The 15,802-nt window shown below is 53.7% G+C and carries 11 protein-coding genes; 2 read left to right on the top strand and 9 right to left on the bottom strand.

From position 1 onward, the window contains the following. Positions 1–14: 14 nt before the first annotated feature. From BLW37_RS16895 to BLW37_RS16875, 5 genes are all read right to left on the bottom strand, one after another. On the bottom strand, positions 15–386 hold the full coding sequence (locus tag BLW37_RS16895; RefSeq protein WP_139243731.1) for a hypothetical protein: 372 nt from the start codon (positions 384–386) through the stop codon (positions 15–17). An 85-nt stretch (positions 387–471) separates the two neighbouring features. Further along, positions 472–897, bottom strand: coding sequence for a GNAT family N-acetyltransferase (locus tag BLW37_RS16890; protein ID WP_091345000.1), 426 nt, complete (start codon positions 895–897; stop codon positions 472–474). Positions 898–917: 20 nt separating this feature from the next. Continuing rightward, positions 918–1,373 (bottom strand): GNAT family N-acetyltransferase, encoded by a 456-nt coding sequence (locus BLW37_RS16885; protein WP_091344989.1) that lies wholly within the window; start codon positions 1,371–1,373, stop codon positions 918–920. A gap of 115 nt (positions 1,374–1,488) precedes the next feature. Further along, positions 1,489–1,935, bottom strand: coding sequence for a hypothetical protein (locus BLW37_RS16880; RefSeq protein WP_091344987.1), 447 nt, complete (start codon positions 1,933–1,935; stop codon positions 1,489–1,491). 111 nt (positions 1,936–2,046) lie between these two features. Beyond that, positions 2,047–2,496: a hypothetical protein gene (locus tag BLW37_RS16875; protein ID WP_139243744.1), complete on the bottom strand. Its 450-nt coding sequence runs from the start codon at positions 2,494–2,496 to the stop codon at positions 2,047–2,049. Between the two features lie 931 nt (positions 2,497–3,427). Between BLW37_RS16875 and purL the strand changes: the two genes are divergently transcribed. After that, positions 3,428–7,321 (top strand): phosphoribosylformylglycinamidine synthase, encoded by a 3,894-nt coding sequence (gene purL, locus BLW37_RS16865; protein WP_091344983.1) that lies wholly within the window; start codon positions 3,428–3,430, stop codon positions 7,319–7,321. Between the two features lie 57 nt (positions 7,322–7,378). Beyond that, a complete protein-coding gene (locus BLW37_RS16860) occupies positions 7,379–7,777 on the top strand; it encodes a hypothetical protein (RefSeq protein WP_091344981.1) in 399 nt (132 codons plus the stop codon). Here the strand turns inward: BLW37_RS16860 and BLW37_RS16855 are convergent. The 4 genes from BLW37_RS16855 to BLW37_RS16840 all read right to left on the bottom strand — a co-directional run bounded on the left by BLW37_RS16855 (position 7,726) and on the right by BLW37_RS16840 (position 15,802). Beyond that, a complete protein-coding gene (locus tag BLW37_RS16855) occupies positions 7,726–8,946 on the bottom strand; it encodes a lytic polysaccharide monooxygenase (protein ID WP_091344979.1) in 1,221 nt (406 codons plus the stop codon). The two genes, BLW37_RS16860 and BLW37_RS16855, sit on opposite strands and share 52 nt — an antisense overlap. A gap of 60 nt (positions 8,947–9,006) precedes the next feature. Then, on the bottom strand, positions 9,007–11,667 hold the full coding sequence (locus BLW37_RS16850; protein WP_091344977.1) for a glycosyl hydrolase family 18 protein: 2,661 nt from the start codon (positions 11,665–11,667) through the stop codon (positions 9,007–9,009). A 65-nt stretch (positions 11,668–11,732) separates the two neighbouring features. Next, entirely contained in the window at positions 11,733–13,847 is a 2,115-nt protein-coding gene (locus BLW37_RS16845; protein ID WP_091344975.1) for a glycosyl hydrolase family 18 protein, read from the bottom strand. A 275-nt stretch (positions 13,848–14,122) separates the two neighbouring features. Beyond that, positions 14,123–15,802, bottom strand: a complete 1,680-nt coding sequence (locus tag BLW37_RS16840; RefSeq protein WP_245785765.1) for a DUF3300 domain-containing protein — start codon at positions 15,800–15,802, stop codon at positions 14,123–14,125.

Below are 15,802 nucleotides of genomic sequence, written 5' to 3'. Positions count from 1 at the left end.
AATTAAGCAACTTGTTAGGTGTCTTCACTGTTAGCATAAAAATACACCCCTACAGAAATCCAGATGACTAAACATGTTATAAACAAGCCTGGCTCTTGAGACCAGTATATCATTCCAGTCCGACCAGGAAGAGCACCGAAATATATAACTGCGATAATAGATATTGACCAAGTTATCAAAACAAATATCCGCGATTGTCTTATATCGATTTCTTTTTGTTTGAGTTGATGAATTTCGTAATCACTGAGATATGGTGACTTTTTAGCATCTAATCGAGCAATCATCTTTTCCAACTGCACTTTATCTTTTACGCTTAAAGTACTGTCTGAAATGAGAATACTCTTCATTTCATCAACAGAGCTTCGTTCAAAACGACTGAAAATCACAGTATCTACCTAACGCAAAGCTTTGGGGCGGCTGGAGCGCAGCGTAAGCCGTCCCAGCCACGATAGTGGCGACAACAGCGCCTTGTTAGGAAACTTCCGCTTCCATATTGAAAAAACGTTCATCTTCGCTTTGTGTAACAAAACCATTCCTTTGGTAGAGACTGACCGCTGGGCTAATTTTTAATACCCTTAATGCAAGTCTACTTAGATCTGCATTTAAAGTAAGATTTTTAGCTTCTTGTATTGCGACCTGTCCGATTCCTTTATTTTGCGCCGATGAGATAACCTGAAGGTCTCTTAAGACACAGCAATCATTGTCAAATTGCAAGCGCATGACTCCTACGACTTCTTGCTTATAAATGATGTCATAGTTTTCAAGTTCAGCAGTAACTTCATACACCTTTGACGCGTCCCACTCCGGAGCAAATTGCTCGTAGTAAACTCGCATATTGTCAAAGGTAAAATTAGCCGCTCTTCTGAGGTTTTTAGAGCGTACAAATGTTATATCCATCAAGTCTCCTAACGCTGCCATCACGCGCTTGTCGCGTGCATTGCCTTGTTAAGTTTAATCTCCATAGGCTGATAGACCAAACCTGCCGATTTTCCCGTTTCGCCCTTACACTCAAACCCATACTTCTCATACGCGGGCACTGAAGACAAGGACGCGCTTACAGTAACAATATCAACCTTTGCATAATTCAGTGCTGATGAAAGCAGCGCTCTACCAGTGCCTTCTTTCTGCCGTTCAGGGCTAATAAAAAGCATTGCAACATGACGCCCTTCTTTGAGCTCGATCACGCCTTCAATTTTTCCATCGATTTCTGCGACAAGTATCAAATTGTCGCCCTTCATTCTCTCAAGAAAGGCGCTACTCGCAGCAATTTTGGAAAACGTTGAAACCCCTTCCTCAGACAATGTGTCCGCAACAGACTGCGAAAACGAAGCCATGCAAGTTGCGCTGACAGCTGCGAGATCCTGCTCTTCCATTTCCCTGATAATCACCGAACCCTCTCAAAAACTTAACGCAAAGCTTTGGGGCGGCTGGAGCGCAGCGTAAGCCGTCCCAGCCACGATAGTGGCGACAATAGCGTCTTGTTAGCGGTCATGTCGGGTTAACCATTTTTTGCCGTGTTTGTGCTGCCATTACTTTAGCTTGCAGTTCAGAAGATAAAGCAACAACATGAATCTCAATACCAAAAACTTTTGCTGCTTCTGCCACCCAAGATTTTCCTTGTACATAACCTGCTGCACTATCGGAAGCAAAGCACATTATTTTTCGCCAATCTGATCCCAGCTCCTTACCTATTAGTGCGAGCTTTAGCACGTCACCTTTAATTTTGTGAAGTTGAGCTCCTTTAACTGCTCCAACACGCGCATAAACTTCGACTACCACTTTATTTTGAAGATCAATCGCATCAGGTTGAACACCTACACTTACAGGAAGCCTAGCCCCTTGGTCAAAATGTAAATCTAACTTTTTCTCAAGCTCACAAAGCATATGGCTTTCGGCTTCTCTTTGCTCTGAGGAATCAGACAAATGTTTAGTCATGATGCAAATGCCTTAATGACCGCTAACGCCCAAATTTAGCGCGGAAAGCCGCGCAGCGGGTTGACGTCACAGCCAGCGCTTTTTGCTGGCGATAAAATTTGATTGTTATATTTAATTCTCACAGATTGAGACTTTTTCTCCAGACAAAAAGCGCTCTATCGTTGTTTTGTTTTTCGAGTCGTACGCTGGTAGTTGGTAAACTGTTATTTTAGTTTGTGTGCCATTTTCACTGAGCAACTCAATCATCCTTTCATACCAGCTGTGGAAGTTAACTCTTCTTTTTACAGCGATTTGATAACTACGGTCTGTAAGCTGGCTTGCTTCAACTGTTTTAGACTCATGTGAGCCAATAAAAGCACCACCAACGGGGATCATTGTCGAGTTGCTAACCTGATAGCATTTTGCATATTCATCTATTAACAATTGAAAGGCTTTATCAACCTTCAGGTCAGCTTCAAATTTTAGTGGTGCGTATCTTGATGTTTTAAATTCATCCGCTGTTTTAGGTGGCATGCTACAGCCAACAAGCAAGACAATAAAAAATATTGGAATTACTCTCATGATTTTACTCTTTAAAAATATAACGCTTTAAGCAGCGGCGCCGCTCGCGGCGTCCTGCTGGCTTAACTTGTTAGCTGCATTTACGCTACGAAGAGCTTTGAATACTAAAAACCAAATTATGATAGCCATTAAATTAATAGTAAGACTTGATTCTCCGATTGCCCATGAGATATTTATTTGTAATCCAAATATTAAGCTGAAACCCCAATTAGCCGTCTCAAAGCCTATAATCTGCAAACCGTATAACCAAAGACACCACTTTAATGCAAAAACACTACGCTTAAAGACCTTATAAGCTAGATATGTATTTAGAAGCAACATAACGCTGAGGACAGATATTAAAATGTACATCAAGAGCGTTTGGTTTTGCGTAGCGCTGGGAATCAACATACCCATAACTACAAAACCGACAACGCTGCTCAGAGCAAGAGTCCAGTAAGTTAATATTGTGTACTTGTTATGGGATTCGAACATGGAGTCCTCGTGCAGCTAACAGCTTAATAGTTTGGAAAATCCCTTCTTTCTTCGCGGGGTTTTCCTTTCTATCTTTTTCCAAATTTCCCCAATCTATCGAACTCATGCATCATAATCAACAATTTAATTACACTTTAGAACGCTTCTAATGGAGAAAGCGGGGATTTTCCATGCAAGTAACTTATTTACAGGTATTTTACTTTTACTGTCAATGCATCCAGTGTTTTGTGCTGTTGCTCATATCGCCCAGCGAGTATTAAGCAACAACGACAAATGTCACGAAAAGTCTGCCACTGGGAGAGCGTCAACAAACCCCGTGCATGCGAACGGATTTCCTATCATCATCCTGAGCATTGATCGGCAAATGCCGCCCAGTTGCTGCTCTATCCCTAGACAGCAAATTTCTTTATAATAGCGCGCTCAAATTCCTCGTCGTTCAACCAACGGAAAAAAGCCTATGTTGATCCTGCGTGGTGCACCTGCACTGTCAGACTTTCGAATCCGCAAACTGATGGACCAATGCCAGCGACTGGCGCTGCCGGTTACGGAGATTTACGCTGAGTTTATGCATTTTGCCGAGCTAAGTGCCCCTTTGTCTGCCGAGCAGCAGCATACGCTGGAACAACTGCTGACCTATGGCCCGGCGCTGGCCAGTCATGCCCCGCAGGGTTTGATGCTGCTGGTGACACCACGGCCAGGCACCATTTCGCCCTGGTCGTCGAAAGCGACTGATATCGCCCACAACTGTGGCTTGTCGTCGGTGGTGCGGTTGGAGCGTGGCATTGCGTACTACATTGAAAGCAGCGAAACCCTGACCATCAGCCAGCAGACAGAGTTACAAGCCCTGCTGCACGATCGGATGATGGAAGCGGTGTTTGATAGTCTGGAAGCTGCCGAGCAATTGTTCCTGCACGGTGAGCCGGCACCACTCAGCTCGGTGGATATACTGGCCGGTGGCCGTGACGCCCTGGTCGAGGCTAACCAGAGCATGGGGCTGGCACTGGCCGACGATGAAATCGATTATCTGGTCAGCAACTTCCAGCAGCTGGGCCGCAACCCGAACGACATTGAACTCTACATGTTTGCCCAGGCCAACTCCGAGCATTGCCGGCATAAAATTTTCAATGCCGACTGGACCATCGATGGCCAGCAACAGCCCAAGTCGCTGTTCAAGATGATCAAAAACACCTTTGAGCAGACCCCGGATTACGTGCTGTCGGCCTACAAAGACAATGCCGCTGTGATGATTGGCTCGGAAGCCGGTCGTTTCTTCCCGGATGCAACCACCCAGGAATACAACTACCATCACGAGCCGATCCACATTCTGATGAAGGTAGAAACCCACAACCACCCAACCGCCATTTCTCCTTACCCGGGCGCGGCCACCGGCTCTGGCGGCGAGATCCGAGACGAAGGTGCGACCGGTGTGGGGGCCAAGCCCAAAGCCGGCCTGGTTGGTTTTTCTGTATCGAACTTGCGTATTCCGGGCTTTGAACAGCCGTGGGAAACCGATTTTGGCAAGCCAAGCCGCATTGTCAATGCGATGGACATTATGCTGGAAGGCCCATTGGGCGGGGCTGCCTTTAACAACGAATTTGGCCGGCCCAATCTGGTCGGTTATTTCCGTACTTACGAGCAACAGGTCAACAGCCACAATGGCGTGGAAGTGCGTGGTTACCACAAGCCGATTATGCTGGCCGGTGGTTTGGGCAATATCCGTGCAGATCATGTGCAAAAAGGCGAGATGAAACCAGGCTCTAAGCTGGTGGTGCTGGGTGGCCCGGCGATGAACATCGGTTTGGGCGGTGGTGCTGCTTCTTCGGTGGCGTCCGGTCAGTCGGCGGAAGATTTGGATTTCGCTTCGGTGCAACGGGAAAACCCGGAAATCGAACGCCGCTGTCAGGAAGTGATCGACCGCTGCTGGCAGCTGGGCGATGCCAACCCGATTTGCTTTATCCATGATGTCGGTGCCGGTGGTTTATCCAATGCCTTCCCGGAGCTGGTGAACGATGGCGGCGTCGGTGGCCGTTTTGAGCTGCGCAAAGTACCGAACGATGAGCCGGGCATGTCGCCACTGCAAATCTGGTGCAACGAGTCGCAGGAACGTTATGTGATGGCGATCCCGCCCGAGCGTCTGGCGGTGTTTGAAGACATTTGCCGCCGTGAGCGCGCCCCTTATGCGGTGGTGGGGGAAGCCACTGCCGAACAGCAGCTGGTGCTGTCGGATCAGCATTTTGGCAACACGCCGATTGATTTGCCACTCAATGTATTACTGGGTAAAGCGCCGAAGATGCACCGTGATGTGCAAAGCAGCCAGACTGCGGGTGAGCCGTTGCAGCTGGATAACGTGACTGTGGCCGATGCCACCGAGCGGTTGCTGCGTTTACCGACCATTGCTGAGAAAACTTTCCTGATCACCATTGGCGATCGCTCCGTGACCGGTTTGGTGGCGCGCGATCAGATGGTTGGTCCCTGGCAGGTGCCGGTGGCCAACTGTGCGGTGACGGCGGCGTCGTACGACAGCTACCACGGCGAAGCCATGTCGATGGGCGAGCGCACCCCGCTGGCCTTGCTGGATTTTGGCGCCTCTGCCCGCATGGCGGTGGCCGAAGCCATCACCAACATTGCCGCCACCGATATCGGTGAACTGAAACGCATTAAACTCTCCGCCAACTGGATGGCCGCAGCCGGTCACCCGGGTGAAGATGCCGGTTTGTACCAGGCGGTGAAAGTCATTGGTGAGGAGCTGTGTCCGGCGCTTGGCCTGACCATCCCAGTGGGTAAAGACTCGATGTCGATGAAAACCCAGTGGCAACAAGATGGCGAGCAAAAAGCCGTTACCTCACCTTTGTCCCTGGTGATCACTGCTTTTGGCCGGGTAGAAGACATTCGCAAAACCGTGACGCCACAGCTTCGCACCGACTGCGGTGACAGCAGCCTGCTGCTGATTGATTTGGGCCAGGGCCAAAACCGCCTGGGCGCGTCTTGTCTGGCGCAGGTGTACCAGCAACTGGGCCAGGAAGTGCCGGATCTGGCGTCGCCAGAGCTGCTGCAACACTTCTTTGATGCCATGCAGCAACTGGTGCGTGAGCAGCAAATTCTGGCCTACCACGACCGCTCCGACGGTGGTTTATTGCTGACACTGGCCGAAATGGCCTTTGCCGGTAAGGCTGGTTTCGAGGTGGATATCGCAGCGCTGGGTCAGGATGATTTGGCGGTGCTGTTTAGCGAAGAGCTGGGCGCTGTGCTGCAAGTCAGCAACGACAAGCTGGCGCATGTGCAGCAAGTGCTGGCGGATCATCAGCTGGCGGCTTGCAGCCATCTGCTGGGTCGTGTCAGCAACAGCGACGATATTCTGGTGCGTCGTGGCAATGCCCTGGTGTATCAGCAAAGCCGCACCACACTGCGCTGCATCTGGGCCGAAACCACCTATCAGATGCAGGCGATGCGGGACAACCCGGATTGCGCCCAGCAGGAATTTGCTGCCAAAGCCGATCAGGCCGATCCTGGCCTGAGCACCCGTTTGACCTTTGATCTGAATGCCGATATTGCCGCGCCTTACATTGCCAAAGGCGCTGCGCCCAAAGTGGCTATTTTGCGTGAGCAGGGTGTGAACTCGCATCAGGAAATGGCCGCAGCCTTTAACCGGGCTGGGTTTAGCGCCATCGATGTGCATATGAGCGATATTCTGTCTGGTCGTCGTCAATTGAGCGACTTCGATGGCCTGGTGGCTTGCGGCGGTTTCTCCTACGGCGATGTACTGGGTGCCGGTGAAGGCTGGGCCAAGTCCATCTTGTTCAATGCGCAGGCGCGCGATCAGTTCGCGGCTTTCTTTCAGCGTGACAATACCTTCTCGCTCGGGGTGTGCAACGGCTGTCAGATGATGTCGAACCTGAAAAGCCTGATCCCGGGCGCCGAGCTGTGGCCACACTTTGTGCGCAACAAGTCCGAGCGCTTTGAAGCACGCTTTAGCCTGGTGGAAGTGCAGGAAACGCCATCGCTGTTCTTCAGCGGCATGGCCGGTTCGCGCATGCCGATTGCGGTCTCGCACGGGGAAGGCCATGCCGAATTTGCCAATCAGCAAGCCTTTGCCGCGGCCAACGACAGTGGCACCGTAGCTTTGCGCTATCTGGATAACTTCGGCCGCGTCACTGAGCAGTACCCGGCCAACCCGAATGGCTCACCGGCCGGTATCACCGCTTTAACCAGCCGTGATGGCCGCGCTACCATTATGATGCCGCACCCGGAGCGGGTATTCCGCACCGTGGCCAACTCCTGGCATCCGGATGACTGGCAAGAAGACAGCCCCTGGATGCGGATGTTCCGCAACGCCCGGGTCTGGCTGGGCTAAGGCTGTGATTGAAAACCCGCGCTGGCGCGGGTTTTTGCTTATTGGGAGAACAAACCCATGCAACGGATAGGTCGAGTACTGCAAACTGTGCTGGTGCTATGGCTGCTCAGCAGTTGCAGCGATGCGGTACTGGAAGTGCCGATTGCCAAGCTGGCGGATGAGCCAGAACGTTTTCATGGCCATGTGCTGGTGGTCGAAGGGCTGGTGCAGCGTTTTGATGACCCCTTGCACCACTGGCTGGAAGATAAGCAGCAAAACCGGGTAGGCATTATACCGGATGAGCTGCTGCACGATTTAGTCGGGCAGCAGGTACGGGTTCGTGGCCGCTTTACGGCGTATCCGCAGCAAGGCAGACGGATCCAGGTGCATCAATTGATCCGGCTGCCTGCTGCGGGCAGGGTGCATCAGAACGAGCAGATTGAGGTCCAGCTCTCATCCGAGCCTGGTGTCGACTGAGTCCACCAGTTGGCGCGGTACAGCACCTGTTGGTATTGCATCAGATCGCCATTCACAGCATGACTTGGGTTACCAGCCCAGTCGTTTTGTGGCCAGTTCGGATAGGCCGGAGCTGTGGCCGGATCATGCCCCTGGCAATCATCCGGAATAGGGTCGGTTTCACCGGCCCGGATATCCAGATTCACAAAGTAGCTGTTATCCGATACGAAGAAACGGTTGCTGGCTAAATCCGGGCTAAGCTGTACGCTGTTGTTGCTGAGCACCCCAATCTGGATCAGTGAGCCGTGCTGGGCATTGACTTCATTGGCAAGATCAAAGGCCCATTGCTGCGGTAACTGAGCGGCTGTGATGGTCCAGCTTTGGTCCAGCAATTCCTGGCCCTGGCTGTCAAACACCCGAAGCTGGGCGCTATCGCCTGCCGCGACCGGGATTTGCAAATCAACAAAAGCACCTTTATCAAACCAGCTTGGCGGTGGGTCGACCGGATCGGTACCGCCACCACCGCCGGTAAAGAGCAGATCCGAGCAGTTGTAAAACCCTTCACCGACCACATCGTTGCGTTGCCAGCGGGTATAGAGAATCGCCGGTCCGCTTCTATCCGCTGGCAAGGGCACGTCAAACAGGTAATAGCCGGCTTCGGCCGGCGTATTGCCAGTCTCATAAATCAAGTCTAAGTCTTCCCAGTGCAGCGGACGGGCCGCCGGATCAATACCGGGCTTGGTCAGGTAAAACTGCCAGAAGCTTGGGTTGTGCGGCGTGGTGGCCCGAAAACGCACCGGCAACACCGGGGTTTGCGCCAGATTGATTTCGGTTTTTTGCCAGTGACCGGACGCGATGTTCATGCCGGCTTTACGATCATCATTCGCCGCGCACAGAGTACCATTAGGAATGGCGGCCCGCACTGCCGCCATGTTGTGGTAATCACGGATATTGATGGCAAATTCGTGGTGCTGGGTATACATGTAGCCACCGGATTGCTGAAAAGCCGCGCGGCAGGCCAGGTTCGGTACGCCGGAGCCATCGGCCGGCCACCAGTAGCCGCCATCTTCTTTACAGATTTGCTGACGGGCCTTGGGGTATTCGACGTAGCCGTGCGCCAGCAAGGCGGGGCTGGCCAGCAAGGTGGCGATGGCCAGCAATCGACGGGAATGGGTGATGACATGGTTCATGGAGTGTCTCCTTATGGTTGTAATGCGGGGCCAGGCCCCGCTGTTGGTTTTTTCGTGTTGTTACAGGCTACAAATCAGGGCCCAGCTGCCATCGGAGCCAGGCACTGAATTGGTCCACCAGTTAGCGCGATAAACACGACCCTGATACGACAGGTGATCACCGCCGAGGGCATGACTTGGATGGCCGGCCCAGTCGGTCTGTGGCCATTGCGGCCAGGGGTGGATAGGGCTGATGCCACCACAGCCTTCACCCGGGCCACCATTGCCTGGATCGCCATTGCCCGGATCGCCAGGCAGTTCGGTCAGCTGCGGCAGCTGCGGGTATTCCTGGCTGAAGGCATACACCTCGCCAGCCAGTTCAATGCGCCAGCCGGTTGGGGTAGGCATTGGCAACTGGTAATTTAAGGTCAGCTCCAGGCTTTCACCCGGTGCCAGGCTGGCAAAGCCCGGGATGCTGAACTCGGCCCGATGAAAGGGGTGCTGCAAGCCACCAATGTTGTTGCCACTGGCATTGCGGCCACTGTCGATGACGCTTAAGCCGAAACCACTTTGATCGCTCAGGCTATCCGGAATGGCGGTGGGCACCGAAAAGCTGATGGCACTGCCACCGGGAATGGTCAGCTGGCTGTGATTGGTCAGCGTCAGGGTGGGGTTGATGGGAAAGTTTTGATCGCCCAGTTTAAAGTTATCAATGGTAAAGCGCAGATCGATGGCCTGCTCCGACAGCGGCAGCTCGGAGCGCAGATGACCATAAGCAGGGGCCGATTGGAAGCTGTGGTAGAAAATCGAGGTCAGGGTATCGCCAAAGAAATACTCGCCACGATCGCTGTGCCAGCTGTAATCGCCGGCCAGCTCCCAGAACATCACGCCGCCAATTTGTTGATCAATCACGTACTGCGCCTTGGTGGCAATGCTGAGCTCGTCTTCAATCGATAAGAAAACCTTTTTCTCATCATTCCACAGCCAGGGCGCCACTGCGACTGGCTCGTAGTGATGCTGGTAGCTGCCAATCAACTGGTGTGCCGGGTTGGTGGCCGGATCCAGCCCATAATCCTCCAGGTAGGAGCCGACAATGCCTTGCTGCAGGTTGCGTAAATGCCACAAGGGATTGGAACCGGCCGGGATTTCCTGGCCCTGGGTATCCACATCGTGCCAGAGATTATCAATGCCGACGGCGCCATCGCCACAGCGGCTGACGGTGCTGCCACCGGTGCCCGGTGGGCATTGGCTTTGATCCGGTAAGGATGCAGTGCCCCAGAGGCCATGATGGCCGCCTTGCACCCGTTGCCAGCCCCGGCTGTAGTAGGGGATGCCAATGTTGATACGGCCAGCCGGCAGGGCGCCGCGGTAGTAATGGAAGGCCCAGTCGGTGTTCAGGTAACCCAATTGTTGGTACTGAGCGGCATTGTAGTAATTCCAGGCCACCAGCTCGGCATCTTCGCCGGTATCAAACAAGGCGGCATTAGGGCCGACAAACTGATTCCAGGAGCCATGCAGGTCGTAGCTCATTACATTGATGAAATCGAGGTACTGCAAGGCGTCAAACACTTCCATACCGCGCAGCAGATAAGCCGATGAGGGCACCGCCATGGTCAGCTGGTAATGCACACCATCTTCAACGCTGGCTTCGTCCAGATACTGACGCAGTACCCGCATTAGCTCAACAAAAGAGGCATTCAGGCTGCCCCGTAGCGGATTGGCAATATGGAAATCGTCCGGATTGCCGGCGTCCGTCATGCTGGTCGGGTACTCGTAGTCGATGTCGAGGCCATCGAACTGGTACTGACGTAAAAACGCAACCGCCGACTCGGCAAAAGTATGGATCCCCGCATGATTGATGCTGCCATCCGGCTTGGTGGTCATGCTGTAAAAGCCACCACTGGCAATGCGATCACCATGGGCATCAAAGTAACCACCGGTTTCTGCCCAGCCACCGACTGCAATCAGCGTTTTGACATGGGGGTGTTCGGCTTTGTAGCGGTTCAGCAGATTGAAATGTCCCTGATAGGGCAGATTTGGATCCAGCTCGGCACCTGGTACATCGGGCCAGCTCATACCGGTCGAACTGTTGTTCGGATCGGTGACATCGCCGACCGAAATACGGTGGTTGCTGTCGACATGGGCAAAGGCGTAGTTAATATGGGTTATCTTTGACCAGGGGATATCGGAGGCCAGATAAGCGGGTTGATCGTTTTTGCCATGACGCCAGCTGGTGAAGTAGCCAATGATACGCCGTGGGTGATCCGGACTGATGATCTCGATGCCCAGCTCATCGTAGATGCTGCAGTAGGGCACTTCCAGCCCGGGGGTTTGGTAGAGACCATCTGGCCGACAGGGGGTATCGCCTGGGTGGGGCTCTACCGGATCCACTGGGTCCACCGGATCAACTGGGTCGACGGGGTCTATCGGGTCTACTGGATCAACGGGGTCCACTGGATCGACCGGGTCAACCGGGTCAACGGGGTCTACAGGATCAACCGGCTCAGTGCCATCACACTGGCCAAGTGGCGTCCACTCCTGCCAGGGACCGGAATGCTGGGCTGGACTTTGGCCCTGAGTCCACCAGTTGGCACGGTAGGCCTGTTGCTGTTGTTGTACTTCAGTACCGCTGGAGTAGGCTGTGGCATCCTGCCAGGTTGGGAGTGCGCTGCAGTCGTAGCCCAAAGCGGATGCACTGAGCAATGCCGCCAGGCTGGTTAATGCGTATGGAATAGGTTTCATCGTTCGTTCTCATTATTCTGAATGTGATAAAGCCCGCTGAAACGCGGGCTGCGGCTTATATTGGGTTATTGCTCTGAGTGGCCTAACCCCTGATGCATCGAGTTCAGAATGGCGCCGTTATCGGCATCAATTTCCCAGGCGAAAATACCGCCCAGCTGATGCTGCAGGATGTAACTGCCTTTTTCCCGTACCGAGCGTTTGGTATCCAGGCTGATCAGGGTGTTGGTGGCGGGGTTCCAGACATAGCTGGCTTTGGCTTCATCGTCCCAGCCCACGGTAAAGCCGTTGATGCCACTGGCCTCAGGTCCACCCATAAAGTCAGCTTCAATGGCTTTGTAATCCATGATGCCGCGTTCCCAACCGCCGGTGATGCCATCGCCGCCTATGCCGGTAAAGGGGTTGCCATCCACTACACCACTGACGTTGGTCCAGCCGCGACCATACATGGCGGCACCCAGCGCAATTTTTTCTGCCGGTACGCCACGGTTCAGCAGGTACTGCACCGCTTCATCGGCGGAGAAGCCGGCAATGGGCGAGTTGTCGGATGGGTACAAGCCGGTCATATGGCCCAGGGTACCGCTCCAGGCACCGTAGTAGTCATAGGTCATCAGATTAATGAAATCCATGTACGGGTGCGCATCTTCCCAATCGACCACACTGAGCTTTTGCACACCGCCGCTCATAGCGGCTGCCAGCTCGTACTCGCGGCCTGTTTCCAGGCTAAGTGCATCCAACGCTTCCCGCAATTCGCGCATCAGGATGGCAAAGCCGGCCCCGTCTTGTGGGCTGCCAAGCTCAGGCAAAGCGCCACCGCCTCCAGGGAATTCCCAGTCGATATCGATGCCATCAAAGAAATCATAGGTGCGGATAAAGTCGATCATCGAGTCGATAAAGACGGCTCTGGCGGCTGGATCAACCCCTATGTCGTACAGGGGATCAGACAGCGTCCAGCCGCCCACCGATGGCAGAATTTTAACCTCAGGGTGGGCTCGCTTCAGCCGGTACAGTTCGGCAAAAATACCGCGAATGGGCTGATCCCAGCGATCACCCGGGTAGGATTTTTCCAGCGCGGCAAATTTGTCGTGCACCACCACGCTGTAATCGGGCTTGCCCTGACACTGGGCATTTAAGGCGGCATAGCCTTCCGGATTGGCCTGACGCAGCGATTCATTCGGGCCACAGACTGGAATAAAGCCATAGTAGATATGGGTTAGATTCTCGGCCGGGATATCCGCCACATGGTAGTTGCGACCATAGATGCCCCATTCCACGAAGTAAGCGGCTACCTTTTTGCCTGTGGTGTTCTGGTAGCTGCGGTTGCGCTCTTTGAGTGGGTGCGGCCAGTAGGTCATATCAAGATCGGTCCAGGGATCAAAATCCGGATTGGTGCCACCGCCGCCACCGCCACCTGAGCTTGCGGAGACGGAGACGGTGGTGGCATCACTGTCGGTGCAGAGTAGGGCGGAGCTGCTTTGCTGGCAGAGGCTAACCCTGTATTGGTACTGGCCGGTTTGGCCGACATTGACCTGCACACTGCCACTTTGCGCCTGTTGGCCACTTGGCGTTAGTGAAGCACTGTGAATCACCGTATCATCCTGTTTTAATTGCCACAGATTGCCGTTCGTGCCCCACCACATATTCCAGCTGATGGTAAAGCTGGCGCTGCCATTGGTCAGGCTTTGGTTGTTGTCCAGCCAGGCAATCACCGGTTTTGCCGGAGCTGCAGGATTGACTGGACCGGGATCAACCGGGTCTACCGGATCAACTGGATCCACAGGGTCCACTGGATCCGAGCCACCACTCCCACTGACCTGAATGGTGGTAATGCCGCTGGCCTGACAGTTCTCGGTACCATCGGTTACCAGACAAAGCTGAACTTGCAGTTGGTAGTTACCCGGCTGAGTCAGCGTTAAATTGGCCTGGCCACTTTGTGCTTGCTGGCCATTTGGTGTTAAGGCGGCACTGTAGACAGCGCTGTCATTTTTCAGCAATGTCCACTTATTGCCATTGGTGCCCCACCACATATCCCATTGCACTGGGATGGTAACAGTGCCATTTTGCAGCTCGAACTGGCTTGGCATCCAGCTGATGTTGGGGGTGCCAGGTGTGCTGGCAAAGACTGAGCTGCTGATGAAAAGCAGCGAACCGGCCAGACAAAGCTGACTTATACGATCTTGCATGGTGTCCTCCAAAGCGAGTTTTTATTGTTATCACTACCCTGAGGCAGTTTGGTATCAACATGCTATAACGAATGTCTGCCTGACGGACGGCTCCCTGTTGCTGGCTGTGTTGCTCCGTATTGCATGTCCGTACTAACTATTTATCAAATGACAGCGTTGTCAAATGATAAAGTTCTGATAATAAGCTAAGTGTCTGAAATGAAATTATAAAAAATTTACGATTCAGTGGCGGGAAAGTTTACAGTGCCAGTTTGTACTGGCACTGTAGAAGGGCCTCAATCAATCTGCCGTTGCCGACGCTCGCCACTGCGGCTGCTGCGCTCGTTTGTTTGCGGCCTTGGGTTGGCTGAGCGCTCAACCCGTTGCGGCCGTTGTGCCGGTGCTGTGCTTTGAACCCTGTTGGGCGAGCTTGGCTGCGATTGTACCCGGTTCGGTGCACTGGGTTGTGACTGCACCGGATTTGGGCTGCGTATTGTCTCGACCGGGCGCTGCACTCGTGGTTGCGGTTGAGTGCTTTGGCGGATTGGCTCCGGTTGTGGTATGGCCCGCTGTTCTAACTGGCGATTCGGCCTGACAGGGGCTTGCTGTTCATGACTTCTGGTCTGAGCGCGTTGCTGCATGGCAGCTTGATGGCTTGGTACGGTTTGGCTTTGCTGCGCCTCACGCGCACCACGGTACTCGGTAGTCCGGGGGCTTTGTTGAACTTCACGGGTACCCCGGTATTCTGAGGCGCGCTGCCGCTGTTCACGAACCGGACTGGCCGTTGCACTGTCCGTGGACAAGTGGCGTTCTTGCCGCTCAATAAGCTGCTGGCGTTGATTGAGATCCGCAGAGCGCTCATGGGTGGCTTGCTGACGCTGTTGCAGCTGTTGCCGGCGATGCTGCAGATTGGACTCATGCTGCTGTGGTGCAGCATCAGCCCGCAGGTGACGTGAGCGCTGTTCGCTTCGGTCAGAACGATCGTACTCCTGACGTTGTCCTTGCTCAGTTCTTTGCTGGCTCCGAGCGTGCTGGCGGAAACTGGTGCTGTAATCACCACTCGGCTGTGCACGCGGGCGGCGCCACTCCCGGGCTGGACCACGTTCTTCCCGGGTATAGCTTCTGGGGCGTGGGTCGTACTGACGAGTTAATGCTTCCCGGCGATAGACCACACCACGGCGATGCACCGGATTGTGCTGCCAGCGCTTGCCATGATGCACATGGACTACCCGGGTCGGGTAATAGCGTGGCGGGTGATAAAAGTGGTGATGGTTCACAATCACATGACGATGGTGCCAGTGAAAGCTGCTGAAATAAAAGCGCGGTGTGACCCGATAATAGGGTCCCCAGTAAAAAGCACTGTGGGTATAATAAGCCCCTGGGTAGTGCCAGTAGTAGGGTTGATGATGTGGCCACCACCAGTCACCATAGACGATACGGGTGTTGTAGTAAGGAACATACACTACTTCACGCTGACGTGGCTCGATCACGATCACATTCTGTTCACGCTGAACCACTATGTGTTCGACTTCATCGAAAGCACCGTGGGCATAAGCCCGTTCACGCAGCTGCTGGATGCTTTGCATCACCCAGGTTTCATCGGTCAGAAAAGCTTCGCCCAATTGCTCCAGCCAGTCCAGATCATCGCTCATGCGTTCTAACAGATCGGGAAACGCAACCAAGGCTTTGACACTGGGATCCCAAGGTTGTTGCTCGACGTGCTGCAGGGCTGTTTCTGCATCCAGCTCTGAGTTTTGGACGACCCAGCGCGCGGCCTGAACGACTTCAAGTGGGTAGGTTGAGGCAATCAGCACATGGCTAAGAATACTGTCAGGATACAAGGCTATCGGCGCCAGCACCTGATCCAGTTGAGCCTGTTCGAAAGACTCATCCTGAGCCTTAGCTGGTTGGCTAAGCAGTAGGGTACCCAGTACCAACGGCAGCCAAAAACTGAAGATACGTGCTAAGTCAGACAT

The organism is Alkalimonas amylolytica (genome assembly GCF_900107845.1).
Lineage (GTDB): Bacteria > Pseudomonadota > Gammaproteobacteria > Enterobacterales > Alteromonadaceae > Alkalimonas > Alkalimonas amylolytica.
Note: the sequence above shows the minus strand (reverse complement) of the source record. Positions and strands in the feature narration are given on the sequence as shown.

Excerpts from the sequence above, each read along its gene's own strand:
- BLW37_RS16890 (WP_091345000.1), bottom strand. The coding sequence starts at position 897 with ATGGATATAACATTTGTACGCTCTAAAAACCTCAGAAGAGCGGCTAAT.
- BLW37_RS16885 (WP_091344989.1), bottom strand. The coding sequence starts at position 1,373 with ATGGAAGAGCAGGATCTCGCAGCTGTCAGCGCAACTTGCATGGCTTCG.
- BLW37_RS16880 (WP_091344987.1), bottom strand. The coding sequence starts at position 1,935 with ATGACTAAACATTTGTCTGATTCCTCAGAGCAAAGAGAAGCCGAAAGC.
- BLW37_RS16875 (WP_139243744.1), bottom strand. The coding sequence starts at position 2,496 with ATGAGAGTAATTCCAATATTTTTTATTGTCTTGCTTGTTGGCTGTAGC.
- purL (WP_091344983.1), top strand. The coding sequence starts at position 3,428 with ATGTTGATCCTGCGTGGTGCACCTGCACTGTCAGACTTTCGAATCCGC.
- BLW37_RS16860 (WP_091344981.1), top strand. The coding sequence starts at position 7,379 with ATGCAACGGATAGGTCGAGTACTGCAAACTGTGCTGGTGCTATGGCTG.
- BLW37_RS16855 (WP_091344979.1), bottom strand. The coding sequence starts at position 8,946 with ATGAACCATGTCATCACCCATTCCCGTCGATTGCTGGCCATCGCCACC.
- BLW37_RS16850 (WP_091344977.1), bottom strand. The coding sequence starts at position 11,667 with ATGAAACCTATTCCATACGCATTAACCAGCCTGGCGGCATTGCTCAGT.
- BLW37_RS16845 (WP_091344975.1), bottom strand. The coding sequence starts at position 13,847 with ATGCAAGATCGTATAAGTCAGCTTTGTCTGGCCGGTTCGCTGCTTTTC.
- BLW37_RS16840 (WP_245785765.1), bottom strand. The coding sequence starts at position 15,802 with ATGTCTGACTTAGCACGTATCTTCAGTTTTTGGCTGCCGTTGGTACTG.